General features: G+C 58.3%; 20 protein-coding genes and 2 pseudogenes. 16 read left to right on the top strand and 6 right to left on the bottom strand.

Annotated elements, in window-relative coordinates; all coding sequences use genetic code 11:
* Window positions 1-96 precede the first annotated feature (96 nt).
* Window positions 97-702, bottom strand: a complete 606-nt coding sequence (gene leuD / locus RBH71_RS26080; RefSeq protein WP_003516444.1) for a 3-isopropylmalate dehydratase small subunit — start codon at window positions 700-702, stop codon at window positions 97-99.
* Window positions 703-867: 165 nt separating this feature from the next.
* Window positions 868-1,098: a hypothetical protein gene (locus RBH71_RS26075; RefSeq protein WP_003516445.1), complete on the bottom strand. Its 231-nt coding sequence runs from the start codon at window positions 1,096-1,098 to the stop codon at window positions 868-870.
* Between the two features lie 109 nt (window positions 1,099-1,207).
* Between RBH71_RS26075 and RBH71_RS26070 the strand changes: the two genes are divergently transcribed.
* Together RBH71_RS26070 and RBH71_RS26065 are read left to right on the top strand one after the other, a co-directional pair.
* Window positions 1,208-2,119, top strand: coding sequence for an HpcH/HpaI aldolase/citrate lyase family protein (locus tag RBH71_RS26070; protein WP_003516447.1), 912 nt, complete (start codon window positions 1,208-1,210; stop codon window positions 2,117-2,119).
* A complete protein-coding gene (locus RBH71_RS26065) occupies window positions 2,116-2,322 on the top strand; it encodes a DUF1737 domain-containing protein (RefSeq protein WP_003505258.1) in 207 nt (68 codons plus the stop codon). Before RBH71_RS26070 ends, RBH71_RS26065 begins: the two co-directional genes overlap by 4 nt.
* Window positions 2,323-2,343: 21 nt before the next feature.
* Here the strand turns inward: RBH71_RS26065 and RBH71_RS26060 are convergent, their stop codons facing one another.
* Complete coding sequence (locus RBH71_RS26060; protein ID WP_003516449.1) at window positions 2,344-2,784, bottom strand: metallopeptidase family protein; 441 nt, start codon at window positions 2,782-2,784, stop codon at window positions 2,344-2,346.
* A gap of 328 nt (window positions 2,785-3,112) precedes the next feature.
* Here RBH71_RS26060 and rplU point away from each other — a divergent pair, with 328 nt between their 5' ends.
* From rplU to RBH71_RS25990, 14 genes and pseudogenes are all read left to right on the top strand, one after another.
* A complete protein-coding gene (gene rplU / locus RBH71_RS26055) occupies window positions 3,113-3,427 on the top strand; it encodes a 50S ribosomal protein L21 (protein ID WP_003516451.1) in 315 nt (104 codons plus the stop codon).
* A 40-nt stretch (window positions 3,428-3,467) separates the two neighbouring features.
* Complete coding sequence (gene rpmA, locus RBH71_RS26050; protein ID WP_003492686.1) at window positions 3,468-3,737, top strand: 50S ribosomal protein L27; 270 nt, start codon at window positions 3,468-3,470, stop codon at window positions 3,735-3,737.
* A gap of 131 nt (window positions 3,738-3,868) precedes the next feature.
* Complete coding sequence (locus RBH71_RS26045; RefSeq protein WP_003516453.1) at window positions 3,869-4,501, top strand: GNAT family N-acetyltransferase; 633 nt, start codon at window positions 3,869-3,871, stop codon at window positions 4,499-4,501.
* Window positions 4,498-5,089, top strand: a pseudogene (locus tag RBH71_RS26040) (GNAT family N-acetyltransferase). Before RBH71_RS26045 ends, RBH71_RS26040 begins: the two are co-directional and overlap by 4 nt.
* Window positions 5,090-5,257: 168 nt before the next feature.
* A complete protein-coding gene (obgE, locus tag RBH71_RS26035; RefSeq protein ID WP_003516456.1) occupies window positions 5,258-6,325 on the top strand; it encodes a GTPase ObgE in 1,068 nt (355 codons plus the stop codon).
* Window positions 6,322-7,491, top strand: a complete 1,170-nt coding sequence (proB, locus tag RBH71_RS26030; RefSeq protein ID WP_003516458.1) for a glutamate 5-kinase — start codon at window positions 6,322-6,324, stop codon at window positions 7,489-7,491. The genes obgE and proB overlap by 4 nt, the downstream gene beginning before the upstream one ends.
* Window positions 7,484-8,770 (top strand): glutamate-5-semialdehyde dehydrogenase, encoded by a 1,287-nt coding sequence (locus tag RBH71_RS26025; protein WP_003516460.1) that lies wholly within the window; start codon window positions 7,484-7,486, stop codon window positions 8,768-8,770. The genes proB and RBH71_RS26025 overlap by 8 nt, the downstream gene beginning before the upstream one ends.
* A gap of 42 nt (window positions 8,771-8,812) precedes the next feature.
* Window positions 8,813-9,397 carry a nicotinate-nucleotide adenylyltransferase gene (locus RBH71_RS26020; protein WP_075807713.1) on the top strand — a complete coding sequence of 195 codons (585 nt, stop codon included), beginning with the start codon at window positions 8,813-8,815 and terminating at the stop codon, window positions 9,395-9,397.
* A gap of 94 nt (window positions 9,398-9,491) precedes the next feature.
* A pseudogene (gene rsfS, locus RBH71_RS26015) lies at window positions 9,492-9,936 on the top strand (ribosome silencing factor).
* 158 nt (window positions 9,937-10,094) lie between these two features.
* Entirely contained in the window at window positions 10,095-10,577 is a 483-nt protein-coding gene (rlmH, locus tag RBH71_RS26010) for a 23S rRNA (pseudouridine(1915)-N(3))-methyltransferase RlmH (RefSeq protein WP_003516464.1), read from the top strand.
* Between the two features lie 159 nt (window positions 10,578-10,736).
* The gene (locus RBH71_RS26005) at window positions 10,737-12,143 is read left to right on the top strand and encodes a murein hydrolase activator EnvC (RefSeq protein ID WP_323687549.1); all 1,407 of its coding nucleotides are present in this window, start codon (window positions 10,737-10,739) and stop codon (window positions 12,141-12,143) included.
* The gene (locus RBH71_RS26000) at window positions 12,133-13,458 is read left to right on the top strand and encodes a S41 family peptidase (protein WP_003516467.1); all 1,326 of its coding nucleotides are present in this window, start codon (window positions 12,133-12,135) and stop codon (window positions 13,456-13,458) included. The genes RBH71_RS26005 and RBH71_RS26000 overlap by 11 nt, the downstream gene beginning before the upstream one ends.
* 63 nt (window positions 13,459-13,521) lie before the next feature.
* Window positions 13,522-14,721 (top strand): divergent polysaccharide deacetylase family protein, encoded by a 1,200-nt coding sequence (locus RBH71_RS25995; protein ID WP_003516469.1) that lies wholly within the window; start codon window positions 13,522-13,524, stop codon window positions 14,719-14,721.
* Between the two features lie 58 nt (window positions 14,722-14,779).
* A complete protein-coding gene (locus RBH71_RS25990; RefSeq protein ID WP_029658814.1) occupies window positions 14,780-15,292 on the top strand; it encodes an RNA pyrophosphohydrolase in 513 nt (170 codons plus the stop codon).
* Between the two features lie 48 nt (window positions 15,293-15,340).
* Here RBH71_RS25990 and bfr read toward each other — a convergent pair whose 3' ends face one another.
* The 3 genes from bfr to phbB all read right to left on the bottom strand — a co-directional run bounded on the left by bfr (window position 15,341) and on the right by phbB (window position 17,091).
* Entirely contained in the window at window positions 15,341-15,826 is a 486-nt protein-coding gene (gene bfr / locus RBH71_RS25985) for a bacterioferritin (RefSeq protein ID WP_003516472.1), read from the bottom strand.
* The gene (locus RBH71_RS25980; protein ID WP_013636971.1) at window positions 15,792-16,103 is read right to left on the bottom strand and encodes a (2Fe-2S)-binding protein; all 312 of its coding nucleotides are present in this window, start codon (window positions 16,101-16,103) and stop codon (window positions 15,792-15,794) included. Before RBH71_RS25980 ends, bfr begins: the two co-directional genes overlap by 35 nt.
* 262 nt (window positions 16,104-16,365) lie before the next feature.
* Window positions 16,366-17,091, bottom strand: coding sequence for an acetoacetyl-CoA reductase (gene phbB, locus RBH71_RS25975; RefSeq protein ID WP_003516474.1), 726 nt, complete (start codon window positions 17,089-17,091; stop codon window positions 16,366-16,368).
* Between the last annotated feature and the right edge of the window lie 89 nt (window positions 17,092-17,180).

Genomic DNA, 17,180 nt, shown 5'->3' with positions numbered 1-17,180 from the left:
TTCTTATCCCCGCCTCAACGGCTTTTCAAGCAAAGCAAAAGCCGATCCGGTACGGTTTTGTACGGGATCGGCTTTTAAAAGAGGATAGAAGTGCGGTCAGGCCCAGGGGCGGACCGAGGCATTTGCCTTTTCGAACTTGTCGATGGCGCCGGAATGCTCCAGTGTCAGGCCGATGTCGTCGAGGCCGTTCAGCATGCAATGGCGCTTGAATTCATCGATCTCGAAGGTGATCGTGCCGCCATCAGGGCCGCTGATTTCCTGACGTTCCAGATCGATGGACAAAACGGCGTTCGAGCCGCGCGAGGCGTCGTCCAGCAGCTTTTCGAGATTCTCGGGGCTGACGACGACAGGCAGGATGCCGTTCTTGAAACAGTTGTTATAAAAGATATCGGCGAAGCTGGTGGAGATCACGCAGCGGATGCCGAAATCGAGAAGCGCCCATGGTGCATGTTCGCGCGAGGAGCCGCAGCCAAAATTGTCACCCGCGACGAGGATCTGGGCGTTCTGGTAAGCGGGCTTGTTCAGCACAAAATCGGGATTGGGCGAGCCATCTTCTAGATAACGCGACTCGGCAAAAAGGCCGGTGCCAAGACCCGTGCGCTTGATGGTCTTCAGATAGTCTTTGGGAATGATCATATCGGTGTCAATGTTGACGACCGGCATGGGCGCAGCAACGCCCGTCAGCTTGGTGAATTTTTCCATCTGTCGCTTCCCGTGTTTCCCTGGTCACAAAATCCGGCGTGGACTGACGCCCGCCGGATATTTTCTGTCGGGAAATACTGCAAAACGGATCGCTTTAGAAGCGCAAACCCGCATTCTTCGGTACGCCGCGTGCAGCGTTCTCGCATTTTGACAGGATTAACGATCTCAGAGATCGATGATCGTGCCTTTGCCGTCGTTCCAGACGCGCATGTCGCGCTGGTTGCGGGGCTTGACCGGAATGGGTGCCGGCTTCATACGCGCCGAAAGCAGACGGGCAGCGCTGAGAACGGCGAGCACGCCGATAAAAGCGACCGTAAGCGAGGCGGTAAAAAGAGCCACCAAAGCCAGAAGTGCGATGCCGGATGCGGCAATGAAAAATGAACGGATGCCTTGCATGATTCAACCTTTCTTTCCAGACGAATGTGGGCCTTCTTCTTCCGGCTTGCAAGAGGATTCAGTGGATTGTCGTGTTGCAGATGTCACAAAAGCTTGACACAAGTGCGGCATGACTAATTTTTTCGAAAATATTCCTGTGAGACCGCGCCGTTCGCTGCTGTCGGTTCCGGCCATCAATGTCAGGGCGCTCGAAAAAATCCGCGATCTCGATTGCGATGGGGTTATTCTCGATCTGGAGGATTCCGTTGCACCCGATGTTAAGGGCGAGGCGCGAGAGAACCTGGGCAGGCTGTTTTCGGATGCGCCCTTTGCGGGACGCGAGATCATTATCCGTATCAATCCGCTGTCAACGCCGGATGGTATGGAGGATTTAAAGCTCGTGCTTTCCTGCCGGCCGGATGCGGTATTATTACCGAAGGTAGAGCAGCCCGCCGATATTCACGATGTGGCCGACCTTCTGGCGGAGGCAGATGCGCCCCATGGCTTGAAAATCTGGGCGATGATCGAGACGCCGCTCGGTGTGTTGAACGCAGCGTCCATTGCTGACGCTGCCCATACGCCGGATGGACGGCTTGCCGCTTTCGTCCTCGGACTGAACGATCTGCGCAAGGAGACACGGGTTCCTTCCGTGCCCGGGCGAACCTACCTCGTGCCATGGATGATGCAGGTGGTGCTTGCCGCCCGCGCCTATGGGCTTGATGTCATCGATAGCGTGTCGAATGATTTTCGCGATATCGCGGCTTTTGGCACCGAGTGCGAGCAGGGCCACGCCATGGGCTTCGATGGCAAGATGCTGATCCACCCGGCCCAGATCGAGCCCGCCAATCGCCACTTCGGCCCCGATGAGGCCGCTGTCGCTGAAGCCAGGGCGATTATTGACGCTTTCGCAAAACCCGAATCTGTGGAATTGAACGTCATCAACATGAACGGGCGGATGATCGAACGGCTGCATGTGAGCCAAGCCGAAAGGCTGGTCGCCATGGCCGATATCATCGCACAACGAAAGGCGCAAAAGACGTGAAGGTCTATCGTTTCATTACAGGTCCCGATGACGCGAAGTTCTGTCACCGGGTCACCGAAGCTCTGAACAAGGGGTGGGAACTTGCCGGTTCGCCCAGCTACGCCTTCAACGCCGCAAGCGGCGTCATGCATTGCGGCCAGGCCGTGACCAAGGTGGTCGAGGGCAAGGAATACCACCCGGATATGAAGCTCGGCGAGCAATAAGAGGCGTGGCTGTCGGCGGGCTCAGCGCTCCGCCGCGGCCTCGTCGGCGCTTTCCTCGATCCGCTCCATGTCGTCATCCGACAGGCCGAAGTGATGGCCGATCTCGTGGATGAGGACATGGGTGATGATGTCGCCCAGCGTTTCCTCATTCTCGGCCCAGTAGTCGAGAATGGGGCGGCGATAAAGCGTGATGCGGTTCACCATCTCGCCGGTTTCCATGGTGAAACGTTCGGAGATACCGCGCCCCTCGAACAATCCCAGCAGGTCGAACGGTGTTTCGAGCGCCATGTCCTCGAACACTTCGTCTGTCGGGAAATCAGAGATCTCGATGACGAGATCCTTGGTCAATGCACGGAATTCTTCTGGCAGGTGGCCATATGCCTCGATCGCAAGCGACTCGAAGGCGGAAAGTGTCGGCGCATGGCGATCCCGCCAATCGTCGGTCTGGTCTATGCGGGCCATTTCTGCTCCTTGTTGAAGGCCCATATAAACACTTGCTGCGCAAATTTCGAGACCTGACTGCTTCGCTTGCCAAAAAAGCATGAAATTCTTGGCGTTAGAGTTACTTTTCAAACATCCGTCATCTTGACATAAACTGATGTCTCGCGTAATTCGCACCCAAATTGATGGCGTATTGCGCCTTCTGTTTATTCCGCCCCTAAAAGGCGGCTTCACCGGCAGACTTTCAAAAGGGCATTCAGTCCTGACGGATTTCCGCTACTCCGACTGATAAAAAGACGGCCAGCTTGCTTTGGCGGGCAGAGCCGGAACGAACATGAAAGGATAACAAATGTTCGCAGTCATCAAGACCGGCGGTAAGCAGTACCGCGTAGCGGCCGATGCCGTGCTGACCATCGAAAAGCTGGAAGCAGAGGCAGGCGCAACCGTAGAATTCACCGAAGTTCTCGTGATCGGCGAAGGCGCCGACGCTCAGTTCGGTGCTCCCTTTGTCAAGGGTGCCATCGTCAAGGCTGAAGTTGTCGAGCACAATCGCGGCAAGAAGGTCATCGCCTTCAAGAAGCGTCGTCGTCAGAACTCCAAGCGTTCGCGCGGCCATCGTCAGCATCACACTGTCGTCCGCATCACGGACATCGTTGCTGCCTGATAGGCGCGACACGGGAAACAAGGTTTAAAGGAGAACTCCAATGGCACACAAAAAAGCTGGCGGTTCATCGCGTAACGGTCGCGATTCCGAATCCAAGCGCCTTGGCGTAAAGAAGTTCGGCGGCGAAGCTGTCATTCCAGGCAACATTATTCTGCGTCAGCGCGGAACCCAGTGGCATCCGGGCGCCAACGTTGGCATCGGCAAGGACCACACGATTTTCGCACTGACCGCAGGTAACGTGAACTTCCGTACGAAGGCCAACGGCCGCGTATTCGTATCCGTGGCCCCGAAAGCGGAAGCCGCAGAATAAGCCGGTAAGCGTCATATGCAGCCGGTGTCCCATCGACCCGGCTGAGACGTATCAGGTTCAGTCAAGAAAACAGGGGAGATGGGGTACCACCCAACTCCCCTTTTTCTTTAACCCCCAGGAGGGACTGAACCATGCAAGCTGAATTGTTGAGGGTTGACCAATCACGGTCACCCGAAGAGCGGCCGAGGCCCGATCGGTCGAGGAGCGATTGCCCCGTTTTACTGTCGCAGAGGCTGGTTTTACGCAAGCCTCACGAAGAAGACATCGACGCCCTTGCCCATCTTGCCAACAATGCCAATATCGCGACCATGGTGTCGCGTATGCCGCACCCGTACACGGCCAAAGACGCCGCGGACTTCGTGCGACGCACCAATGCTGGCGAGATCGGCAAGTGCGTCTATGCGATTACCCGCATGGACAATGGCGAGTTTCTGGGTTGCTGCGCGCTTGAACCGCAGGAAGACGAAAAGACGCTGGAAATCGGTTACTGGCTGGGGGAACCCTACTGGAACCGGGGCTACATGACCGAAGCCACGCATGCGCTGATCGACATGGCCTTCCGCACGCGTGAAATCGACCAGATCGATGCCCGCTGCCGGGTCACCAACATCCCCTCGCGCCGGGTCATCCAGAAGTGCGGTTTCCAGTTCCAGGGCTCCGGCATGGTCGGTTCGCTGGCACTGGGCGGCATGGTACCGGTAGAATGGTACAGGCTGGACCGCAAGACCTGGGTTTCGCTGAAGAGCTGGGGGGACATGGGATGAGCACGATCGAGCTTACCCGTCACCGGGCAACTGCGACGGTCGCGCCGCCCGGCCCCTGCCCGGTCATCGAGACGTCGCGTCTGGTGCTGCGTCCGCAGCGGCTTTCCGATGCCGGCAGCATTGCGGAATCGCTTGGCGATTTTGCCGTGACCAGGATGCTGGCCCGTGTTCCCGCGCCGTATCATCGACAGGATGCGCTGGAATGGCTGGTCCTGCGTACTTCAGGCACCCTGCCCGATTGGGATTTCGCCATCACAAGCGGTGACGATACACTCATCGGCGTCGTCTCGGTCGAATTGCGGCATGGCGAGTGGCATCTCGGCTACTGGCTGAACCGGTTCTACTGGGGCAAGGGTTACATGACCGAGGCGGTGGCCGCCGTGGTCGAGCGGTTCTTCCGCCGCATGCCCGGTGTGGTTCTCCATTCCGGTGTGTTTGCGGATAATCCGGCTTCGCTGCGCGTGCAGGAAAAAGCTGGGCTTCCGGGTGACTGGCTGCCACCAGATTTACGCCACGGCGCGTGCTGCGATGGTGGCGCATATCGATACGGCGATCACGGCTGAGGATTTCGTTCCGCAGCACGGCTGACAATCAAAACAAGGCCGGTTGCCGCAAACCGGCCTTGTCTCACGCAGGCGCTTCCCGCACGATAGTCTTTGACCTTGTGGAGAAGCGCTTGTATTCGAAACGACGATATTTTTGTTTGGCACAACGCCTTGAGCTGATGTGCCCGCAAACCGACAGAACGGCAGTCCGATGAAATTTCTCGATGAAGCAAAAATCTATATCAAGTCCGGTGATGGCGGCGCGGGCGCCGTTTCCTTCCGGCGCGAAAAATTCATCGAGTTCGGCGGCCCTGATGGCGGCGATGGCGGACGCGGCGGCGATGTCTGGATCGAGGTGGTCAACGGTCTCAACACGCTGATCGACTTCCGCTTCCAGCAGCATTTCAAGGCCTCGATCGGACAGCACGGCATGGGTAAGACCCGCACCGGCGCCAAGGGTTCCGACGTGGTTCTGAAAGTGCCTGTGGGCACGCAGATTTTCGAGGAAGACAACGAGACGCTGATCGTCGACCTCACAAAGGAAGGCCAGCGTTTTCGTCTTGCCGCTGGCGGTAACGGCGGTTTCGGCAACGCCTATTTCAAGTCTTCGACCAATCAGGCGCCGACCCATGCCAATCCGGGCCTTGCGGGCGAAGAAAAGACGCTCTGGCTTCGCCTGAAGCTGATCGCTGACGCCGGTCTCGTTGGTCTGCCAAATGCAGGTAAGTCGACATTCCTCGCGACCGTGACGCGCGCGCGGCCGAAGATCGCCAATTACCCCTTCACCACGCTGCATCCGAACCTCGGCGTCGCGACCATCGACGGCCGTGAATTCGTGCTGGCCGATATTCCCGGCCTGATCGAAGGTGCGCATGAGGGTGTGGGCATCGGCGACCGTTTCCTCGGCCACGTTGAGCGCACCCGTGTGCTTCTGCATCTCGTCTCCGCGCAGGAAGAAAAGGTCGGGCAGGCCTATAAGACTGTTAAAGCCGAGCTGGATGCCTATGGCGGCGGCTTGACCGACAAGCCGGAAATCGTGGCGCTTTCGCAGATCGACGTGCTGGACGAAAAAGAACTGAAAAAGAAGGCAAAGGAACTGGAGAAGGCCTGCGGCCGTCCTCCGCTCCTTCTGTCTGCCGCTGCCCACATCGGTATGACGGAGGCGCTGCGCGCCCTTCGCGATATCATCGTGTCGGCAAGCAATGGCGGCGAGACCGCCCTTCCCGACCGCTCAATGCCTGTGGATAGCGAGGCCGAGGAAGAGGACGATCGCCTATGAGCCTCACCCGCAAACCGCTGGGTAGCCACCACCGGATCGTTATCAAGATCGGTTCGGCACTTCTGGTGGACCGGAAAAGCGGGCTGAAGAAAGATTGGCTCGACGCCATTTGCGAGGACATCGCTGCGCTGAAGAAAAACGGCGCAGATGTTCAGGTGGTGTCTTCTGGTGCCATCGCGCTTGGCCGCACGGTGCTCGGTCTGCCCTCCGGCGCATTAAAGCTGGAGGAAAGCCAGGCAGCGGCGGCCGTTGGCCAGATCGCTCTGGCGCGGGCATGGTCGGAAAGTCTGTCGCGGCATGAGATCGTCGCTGGCCAGATTCTGCTGACGCTGTCCGACACCGAGGAGCGCCGCCGTTACCTCAATGCGCGCGCCACCATCAACCAGCTGCTGAAGATCGGTGCTATTCCGATCATCAATGAAAACGACACGGTGGCAACCACCGAAATCCGCTACGGCGACAATGACCGTCTGGCCGCCCGCGTGGCCACCATGACCGGTGCCGATCTTCTGGTATTGCTGTCTGATATTGACGGGCTTTACACGGCTCCGCCGCATCTTGATCCGGATGCGAAGTTCCTTGAGACGATTGCAGATATTACGCCCGAGATTGAGGCCATGGCAGGCGGTGCGGCTTCCGAGCTTTCACGCGGCGGCATGCGTACCAAGATCGATGCCGGCAAGATCGCGACCGCTGCCGGCTGCGGCATGATCATCGCTTCCGGCAAGACGCTCAATCCGTTGAAGGCCATCGAAAACGGCGCCCGCTCCTCGTGGTTTGCGCCATCAGGCACACCGGTGACGGCGCGAAAGACCTGGATTGCCGGTCAGTTGCAGCCGGCAGGTGAGATTCATGTGGATGCGGGTGCGGAAAAAGCGCTCTATGCCGGTAAAAGCCTGCTTCCCGCGGGCGTGCGGGTGGTGAAGGGCAATTTTGGACGCGGCGATGCGATTGCCATTATCGGCGTTGAAGGCCGAGAGGTCGCGCGCGGCCTTGCAGGCTACGATGCGGAAGAGGCGCGTCTTATCATCGGTCACAAGTCCAACGAGATCGAGGCGATACTTGGCTATGTCGGGCGTGCGGCGATGATCCATCGCGACGATCTGGTGATGACGGGTGCCGCCGTGAAAGTTAAAAATACTGAAAAGGATGAGGTCCATGCCTGAACAGGCCGTGAAGCAGAGCCATGATATTGATGCACTGATGATGACCATCGGTGCACAGGCAAAAGCTGCTTCGCGACCGTTGTCCATCGCAGGTACGGATCAGAAAAATCGTGCGCTTCTCGCCATGGCGTCCGCCATCGAGGCGTCGAGGGAAACGATCCTTGCCGCCAACAGGAAAGATCTGGCGGCGGCGGATAATAGCGGCCTTGCCGCTTCCTTCATCGACAGGCTTACGCTTGACGATGCGCGGATCGCCGGTATCGCCGAAGGCATCCGCTCGGTTGCCGCGCTGTCTGATCCGGTTGGCGAAGTTATTGCCGCCTGGGATCGCCCGAACGGTCTGAAGATCGAGCGCGTGCGCACGCCGCTTGGCGTCATCGGTGTGATTTACGAAAGCCGCCCGAATGTGACGGCAGATGCCGGCGCGCTCTGCCTCAAGGCGGGCAATGCGGTCATCCTGCGCGGCGGCTCGGATTCGCAACATTCATCGCGTGCTATCCATGCCTGTCTTGTGGAGGGCCTGAAGATCGCCGGTCTTCCCGAGCATGCCATTCAACTGGTGCCGGTCACCGACCGCGCTGCCGTGGGCGCGCTTCTTGGTGGATTGAATGGCACGGTTGATGTGATTGTGCCGCGCGGCGGCAAAAGCCTGGTTGCGCGGGTGCAGTCTGAGGCGCGGGTTCCGGTCTTTGCGCATCTGGAAGGTATTTGCCATATCTATGTCGACGGATCGGCCGATCTCGAGATGGCGAAACGCATCGTCGTGAATGCCAAGATGCGCCGCACCGGCATTTGCGGCGCGGCGGAAACGCTGCTGGTGGATGCCGCTGTTGTTGCCACGCATCTTGAACCGCTCGTCAAGGGCCTGATCGAGGCCGGTTGTGAAGTGCGCGGTTCGCAGGCCGTGCGTAATGTTGTCGAGGGCTTGAAAGCCGCAACGGAAGATGACTGGCGCACCGAATATCTCGATGCGATCATTTCGGTTGCTGTCGTGGACGGTATTTCCGGCGCGATCGACCACATCAGCACCTATTCGTCCAACCACACGGAGGCGGTGATCGCCGAGGACCCAGCGGTGGTCGAGCGTTTCTTCAACGAACTCGATTCGGCCATTCTGCTGCATAACGCTTCCACGCAATTTGCCGATGGCGGTGAATTCGGAATGGGTGCGGAAATCGGCATCGCTACGGGCAAGATGCATGCACGCGGCCCTGTTGGTGTCGAGCAGCTCACGTCGTTCAAATACCGCGTGCATGGCACCGGTCAGACGCGGACCTGATAGTTGCTGGTCGAAACACGCCTCGACAGACGTTATCTCACCATGCCGCATGCGGAGCGCGGCATGGTCGTCGGGCTGTTCGGCGGCTCCTTCAATCCGCCGCATGCCGGCCATGCCCTTGTTGCCGAAATAGCGCTTCGCAGGCTGGGTCTAGACCAGCTCTGGTGGATGGTGACGCCAGGCAATCCGCTGAAAAGCCGCTCGGAGCTGGCATCTCTGGAGGATCGTATCGCTGCCTGCGAAAGGCTGGTCAGCGATCCCCGCATCAAGGTGACGGCTTTTGAAAAATCGCTGGGGATCAGCTACACGGCCAATACACTTGCCAAGGTGAAAGCAAAAAATCCGCATGTCCGCTTCATCTGGATCATGGGAGCCGACAATCTGAAAAGCTTCCATCGCTGGCAACAATGGCGAAGGATCGCCGAGACCTTTCCGATTGCGGTGATCGACCGGCCGGGTTCCACCCTCTCCTACCTCTCCTCAACCATGGCGCAGGCCTATAGCCAGGCGCGGATCGATGAGGATGATGCGGGTGTTTTGTGGAAAAAAAAGGCGCCTGCCTGGGTCTTTATCCATGGTCCGCGTTCGACGCTCAGTTCGACGGCGCTCCGCAATAATCACAAATGATGTATGCGACAGCCGTTGAAGGCTCCATATCTTGAAAAGTTAATGCTTTGGTGCCACCTTAATCTGGTGACGCACAGATTCGCGTCGCCAGTGCCTGTTTTGTCATTCTTGGAAAGGGAAAACCTCTGACAACAGTACACGCCAAGGGAAGAGCATTTGTTGCTATCCCGAAGGGTCAGGACAGTGGCGCCGATGCCGCCGACCACGCCCTCGAAACCGTCCTCGCGAGCCTCGAGGACTCCAAGGCTGAAGATATCGTATCTCTCGACATTGCCGGAAAATCGGCGCTTGCGGACTACATGGTGGTAGTCTCCGGGCGATCGAACAGGCATGTCTCGGCGATCTGCGAGCATCTTCTCAAGGATATGAAGGATGAAGGGTTTGGAAGCGCCCGCGTCGAAGGTCTCGAGACCGGAGATTGGGTGCTGATCGATACCGGCGATATCATCGTTCATGTGTTCCGTCCGGAAATCCGTGTCTTCTACAACATTGAAAAAATGTGGGCGACGCCGGAAATGCCGGAAGACACGCTGCATTGATGCGGTGAGCCTTTGACGTCGCACATCGGGCCTCCCGAATATCCTGTGTGATTTCGGGTCGATGTGTCTGGTCGGAAAGCAAGCCGGCCGCATAGGAATCCGTAGGCTATGCTGTTAAGAGCGTGACCCTGTTGGGTCACGATGGATGCAGGTTTGCGATGCGGATTTCGATTTTTGCGGTGGGACGGCTGAAATCCGGCCCGGAAAAGGATCTTGCGACCCGTTATATCGAACGCCTTGCCAAAACCGGCCCGGCGATCGGGTTGGAGTTTTCGCGCGTGATCGAGGTCGCGGAAAGCCGGGCATCGAACGCGGAGACGCGCAAGCGCGAAGAAGCGGCGATGCTGGAAAAACATCTGGCTGATGGTACCGTTCTCGTGCTGCTGGACGAGCGCGGCAAGGCGCTGGATAGCCCGGCCTTTGCCTCATTTTTTGGCGATCTGCGTGATAGCGGCAAGCGCGACCTCGTGATCGCGATTGGTGGCGCCGACGGCCTAGATCCTGCACTTTACGACAGAGCGGCGGCCGTTCTTAATCTCGGCAAGCTCACATGGCCGCACCAGATCGTTCGTATTCTGATCGCCGAACAGCTTTACCGCGCCGTCACCATCCTCTCCGGTCATCCCTATCATCGCGTTTGAGCGTGATCTTCATGTGGAAAATTGTCTCAATTTCAACATGAAGCTTCGCGAGACGGAAAGGCGTGAAGGCTTTGAAGCCAGCCTGTTTCTGGCCTCTTGGAAGATTGGGGCAAAATCCCTAGTATCGGCGCTCCTGCTTCGGCATCAAAGAAAGTTCAAATGGACAAGAGGTCTCAACGAAAACGCCACGCTGCCCTTGCGGGCGCGGTTTTCGCTGTCCTTGTCCTGGGGATTTCCCCCGTTGAACGCGCCTTTTCGCGCGATGATGCGGGTGCTGCGCCTGCTGGTGAGGGTGATTCGTCGCCGGAAGCGCTTCAGACGCTGGAAAAGCGCCGTGATCAGAACCGCCAGGATTTGGAAGAGCTGGTCGACAGCATCGGACTTTCGGAAGACAAGACCCGAAATCTCGAGGAAAGCATTGCTTCCCTTAATCAGGATAGCGCCCGTATCCGCGACGAGCTGATAGCGTCGGCTGCGCGCCGCAAGGCACTGGAAACCAAGATCAGCGATGGCGAGGATCGTCTGGCCAAGCTTTCGGTCCGCGAAGATGGCGTCAAGGCATCACTGCGCGAGAGGCGTGGCGTGCTGGCGGAGGTTCTGGCGGCGCTGCAGCGTATGGGCAGAAACCCTCCCCCCGCCCTTCTCGTTTCGCCTGATGATGCGCTGGCTTCGGTGCGCAGCGCCATTCTTCTCGGCGCAGTCGTGCCCGGCATTCGCGGTGAGACCGACAAGCTGGTTTCTGCTCTCAAAGAATTGACCGACGTCAGGCAGGCAATCGCTCGCGAAAAGGACGATCTTACGGGTATGATGAAGGCAAGTCTGGAAGAGGAAAAACGCCTCGACCTGCTGCTTGCTGAAAACGACCGCAGAAATTCGCAGACCGCCGCGGCGCTGGAGGTGGAACGCAAGCGATCCGAGGAGCTTGCAAGCAAGGCGACCAGCCTCGAGGGTCTGGTCGGTTCGCTTGAAAGTGAGATCAGTTCGGTGCGGGAAGCTATGGAAAGGGCGCGTGCGGAAGAGCAGCGCGTGGCCCGTCTTTCCGAAGCGGAACGTGAGAAGGAGCGTGCCGCAGCCGAGGCGGGAATGCCCGATAAAAACCGTATTGCGCCCGCATATCCCTTCGCGAGTTTGAAGGCAAAGCTGGACCTGCCGGTGGCTGGAGATGTGTTGCGCCGGTTCGGCGATGCGGATGGTACGGGCCACTTTTCCAAGGGAATTGTCGTCGCGACCGGACCTGAGGCCATCGTGACGGCACCCGCAGACGGCTTTGTTGTATTTGCCGGAGATTTTCGCAGTTACGGCCGAATGATCATCCTCAATACGGGTGACGGATACCATGTGGTCATGACGGGAATGGACAATGTGAGGACACGGCAGGGAATGTTTGTGTTCTCCGGAGAGCCAATCGCCTCCATGGGTGCAAAAAGAGTAGCGAGTGCAGCAGCATTGGCGCTGGAAACCGACCGGCCAACGCTCTACATTGAGTTCAGGAAAGATGGTGTGCCGGTTGATTCCCAACCTTGGTGGACCGCAAAAAATACCGGAAGGGCGCACAATGATTCGTAAGGTTTCGCTTCTCCTTATCGGTGGGCTTATGGGCGCCACGGCGATGAGTGTGATTTATTCGGCGAGCATGCCGGCACAGGCGGCCGGGCCTTCGACCTATAAGGAACTGTCAATCTTTGGCGACGTGTTCGAACGTGTGCGTGCGCAATATGTGACGCCGCCGGATGACGAGAAGCTGGTCGAAAATGCCATCAACGGCATGCTCAGCTCGCTTGATCCGCATTCGAGCTTCATGAATGCCAAGGACGCCAACGACATGCGCACCCAGACCAAGGGTGAGTTCGGCGGTCTCGGCATCGAAGTGACCATGGAAAATGAACTGGTCAAAGTCATCTCGCCGATGGACGACACGCCGGCTTCGCGCGCAGGCATTCTTGCCGGCGACTATATTTCGGAAATCGACGGTACGCCGGTTCGCGGTCTGAAGCTGGAGCAGGCGGTCGAGAAGATGCGCGGCGCGGTCAAGACGCCGATCAAGCTGACGATCATCCGCCAGGGCGCCGATAAACCGCTCGAATTCACCGTCATGCGTGATGTCATTGCCGTACGCGCGGTCAAGTCCCGTGTCGAGGGCGATGTCGGTTATCTCCGCGTCATCTCATTTACCGAGAAGACCTATGACGATCTCGAAAAGGCGATCAAGAAGATCAAGACGGATGTGCCGGCTGACAAGCTGAAGGGCTACGTGCTCGATCTGCGTCTCAACCCCGGTGGTCTGCTCGATCAGGCGATCAATGTTTCCGACGCCTTCCTCCAGCGTGGCGAAGTCGTTTCGACCCGTGGCCGTAACCCGGACGAGACCCGTCGCTTCAATGCAACGGCTGGCGATCTGACCGATGGCAAGCCGGTTATCGTGCTCATCAACGGTGGCTCTGCTTCGGCGTCTGAAATCGTCGCCGGTGCGCTGCAGGACCTGCGTCGCGCGACTGTGGTCGGCACGCGCTCCTTCGGCAAGGGTTCGGTCCAGACGATCATCCCGCTCGGCGAGGCCGGCGCGCTGCGTCTGACCACGGCGCTTTATTACACGCCGTCTGGCAAATCGATCCAGGGCACGGGCATTACGCCTGATATCAAGGTCGAACAGCCGCTGCCGCCGGAATTGCAGGGCCGTGTCACGACCGAAGGTGAATCCAGCCTGACCGGCCATATCAAGGGCCAGAGCGAAACGGACGAAGGTTCGGGTTCTTCCGCTTACGTTCCGCCGGAAGCCAAGGACGATATCCAGCTGAATTATGCGCTGGATCTGTTGCGCGGTGCCAAGACCGATCCGTCGTTCCCGCCGAACCCGGACAAGGCTGTGGTCAACAAGCAGTAAGATGGATGCGCCGGCCAGCCGGCGCATTTTCTCGATTGCCTAACCGTTTGGACGGATCGTTCATTGCCTTCTGACCTGCGAAAACCGCTTCTGGGTCGACAGAAAAAAAGCGCCGGTATCAACCGGCGCTTTTCCGTCATTATGGTTCTGTCCGCGCTTGCAGTTCTGACGATCGGCGGGCTTTCCGTCTATACGGCCCTGTCGCCCGGCAATCTGCAGAAGACGGCTTCCGGGCCGGACACCCAGCCCCAGCTCCGCGAAGATGCTCCGAAAACGGCAGCAGCCGATGTGGCGGATCCCAACGATACGGCTGGTCTGAAGCCGGAAAGCGGCCGCTCCGGCGCCAATATAAATCGGGCGACGATGCCGGATGGCAATGTGGTATCGGTCTATTCTCCTCGCCCCCGTGACAGCGACGGACCGGTGCTGATGAGCGGCCAGACCTACGGTCAGGATCCGCGCATGGCCACGCGGCCCAATGATGCATTGCTGGAAGAAACCGCATTCGGCAGATTGCCGGTCGTCGGTGCCGATGGTTTGCGGCCGATGGAGCAATATGCCCGGCCATGGTCCGGCGCACGCGGCACCCGGGTGGCGATCGTGGTCGGTGGTCTCGGCCTCAGCCAGACGGGTTCGCAAAAGGCGATCCGGGAACTGCCGCCGGAGGTGACGCTCGGTTTTGCTGCAAGCGGTAACAGCCTGCAGCGCTGGATGCAGGAAGCACGCCGTGAGGGGCATGAAATCCTTCTCCAGATACCGCTGGAGCCCTTCGGGTATCCCGGCACCAATCCCGGCCCGGACACGCTACTGGCGGGCGATCCCGCGAAGGTCAATATCGACCGGCTGCATCGCTCCATGGCGAAAATTACCAATTATACTGGCATCATGAATTATCTCGGCGGGCGTTTCCTTTCCGAGCAGGCGGCGCTGGAGCCGGTCATGCGCGATATCGGCAAGCGCGGGCTGCTTTTTCTGGACGATGCCTCTTCGGCGCAGTCGCTGAGCGGCGGGATTGCCAAAGCCATTTCCGCGCCGCAGGGCTTTGCCGATGTTCTGCTTGACGGTGAGGTCACCGAAGCCACTATCCTGCGCAAGCTGGACGAATTGGAGCGGATCGCGCGACGTAACGGTCAGGCGATCGGCGTTGCCTCGGCTTTTGACGAAAGCATCGCTGCAATCTCGAAGTGGTCGCGGGAGGCGGGCGGTCGCGGTATTGAGATCGTTGGTGTTTCTGCGCTTGTTTCGCAGCAGGCGGGGCAGTAAACCTTCTGCGCGGCCATTCCTTAGCGCCTTTTCGGCGCGCAGACAGTGCGGGTTTCCAATGACAATCAAAGCAGAAGATTTGCCTTACCGTCCCTGTGCGGGGATTATGGTTCTGAACGCCGAAGGCCTTGTCTGGGCCGGCCGGCGCATCAGTGAAGGCAATTCGGAATATGACGGTTCACCGCAATTGTGGCAGATGCCGCAGGGCGGCATCGATGACGGTGAACGGCCTTTGACGGCCGCCATTCGCGAACTTTACGAAGAGACGGGGATGAAAACGGTGACGTTGCTGGCGGAAGCGAGCGACTGGATCCATTATGATCTGCCGCCCGAACTTATCGGCATCGGCCTGAGAGGCAAGTATCGCGGGCAGGCGCAACGCTGGTTTGCCTTCCGTTTTGATGGCGACGAAAGCGAAATCCAGATCGACCCACCTCCAACAGGGCATACGGCTGAATTCGACGCCTGGGACTGGAAGCCGATGGAAAGCCTGCCGGAGCTCATCGTGCCCTTCAAGCGCGCGGTCTACGAGAAAGTGGTTGCGGAATTCCGGCACCTTGCCGGCAAGTAATAAAAAAGGCGGCCACTGGCCGCCTTTTCTTTGGTCGATTGCGAGAGCTTATTCTGCTTCGTTGGCGGAATCGGCGTTGAGTTGGCCGTATTTTTCCGCACCGATCTTGCCGAGCAGTTCGAGCTGGGTCTCAAGGAAGTCGATGTGACCTTCCTCGTCGATCAGCAGTGCTTCGAACAGCTTCATCGAGACATAGTCTCCGGCCTCGGAACAGATGTCGCGCGATTTCTTGTAGGACGTCCGTGCGTCATATTCGCCCGCCAGATCGGCTTCGAGCACTTCCTTGACGTTCTGACCGATGCGCAGGGGAGCCAGGGTCTGGAGGTTGGGATGACCTTCCAGGAAAATGATACGATCGATGATCTTGTCGGCGTGCTGCATCTCTTCGATGGATTCCGCACGCTCCTTCTTTGCAAGCTTGGTGTAGCCCCAGTCATTCAGAAGTCGGTAGTGAAGCCAATACTGGTTTACCGCACCGAGTTCTAGAAAAAGGGCTTCGTTAAGCCGCTCGATGACTCTTGTGTCGCCTTTCAATGTCCGCTCTCCTGTTCTCTTCATGGAATCGCTTCAAGCGGGACATAAAATCAAAAACATCTGCTTCCGTCGAGTGGCGACGGGCGTGATATTCTTCGGTTGTCTGTATGATCAGGTCGACGACAGTCGGAAAACAGCCGCAGCAGCGGCCACGTTTTTCCATGGCATGATACACTTTTGCCGGAACGATAAGCTGCCAACAGTCCTCATCGAGGAGCTCGTTAATGACGTCCCGGATATCGTGGTCGGTGATGTAATTGCAGCTGCAAACCAGCATGATCGACTGCCTGTATGACGCAACACGTTGTTTTCGTTCTTAAACCAAAACAGGACACCCACTGTCAAGAAAAACCTCCGAGGATATCCGAAAGCGAACTCTGGATTCATTCTAAACTATACGAAAACTGTCGTATTTTCATTAGTTTAGCAGTTCCTATATTGCGGTATTTTTCGATCAAGTTTTTGTGCGTGGCGATATTATCACGGCAGATATCACGAAAAGTTTACCTGCTTCCTTCCCGTTAGAAGGGGTGCCGATCTCAGGCGAAATATTGCCCGCCATTTGCGGTCATCGTGGAGCCGGTTATGAAACCAGCCTCGTCCGACACGAGAAACAGGACGCAGCGCGCGATCTCTTCCGGTTCGCCCAGGCGCCCGACCGGGATTTGCGGCACGATCCGCTCGGCCAGCACTTTCTCCGGTATAGCCCTCACCATCTCCGTGCCGATGTAACCGGGGCAGATGGCGTTGACGGTAATGTTGCGGCTTGCGCCTTCCTGGGCGAGCGCCTTGGTGAAGCCGATATCGCCAGCCTTTGAGGCGGAATAGTTGACCTGGCCTGCCTGGCCCTTCTGGCCATTGATGGAGGAAATATTGACGATGCGACCGAAGCCGCGGTCGCGCATACCCGACCAGACGGGATGCGTCATGTTGAAGACGCCGGTGAGGTTGGTGTCGATCACCTCGCGCCATTGCTGCGGTGTCATCTTGTGAAACATCGCATCGCGGGTGATGCCGGCATTGTTGACGAGAACCTCGACGGGGCCGAAGGCCTCTTCAACCTGGGCTATGCCTTTTACGCAGGCATCATAGTCTCGCACGTCCCATTGAAACGCGGGGATGCCGGTTTCTTTCTGGAAGGCCTCTGCCCTATCGGTCGTGAAGGCGTAATTGACGGCCACCTGGTAGCCGGCTGCCTGCAAGGCACGGGCTATTGCTGCGCCTATGCCGCTTGTCCCGCCCGAAATCAACGCAACCCGGCTCATATGGCCTCCATTTCCTGAACTGTTTTAGCCGTGCTCAACGGCCACAGAAATGCGGCCAATGGGAGACCGCTTCTACCCTATTGGCCGCT

Origin of the sequence: Rhizobium sp. AN68 (genome assembly GCF_030758035.1) — a bacterium.
Classification (GTDB): domain Bacteria; phylum Pseudomonadota; class Alphaproteobacteria; order Rhizobiales; family Rhizobiaceae; genus Agrobacterium; species Agrobacterium tumefaciens.
Note: the sequence above shows the minus strand (reverse complement) of the source record. Positions and strands in the feature narration are given on the sequence as shown.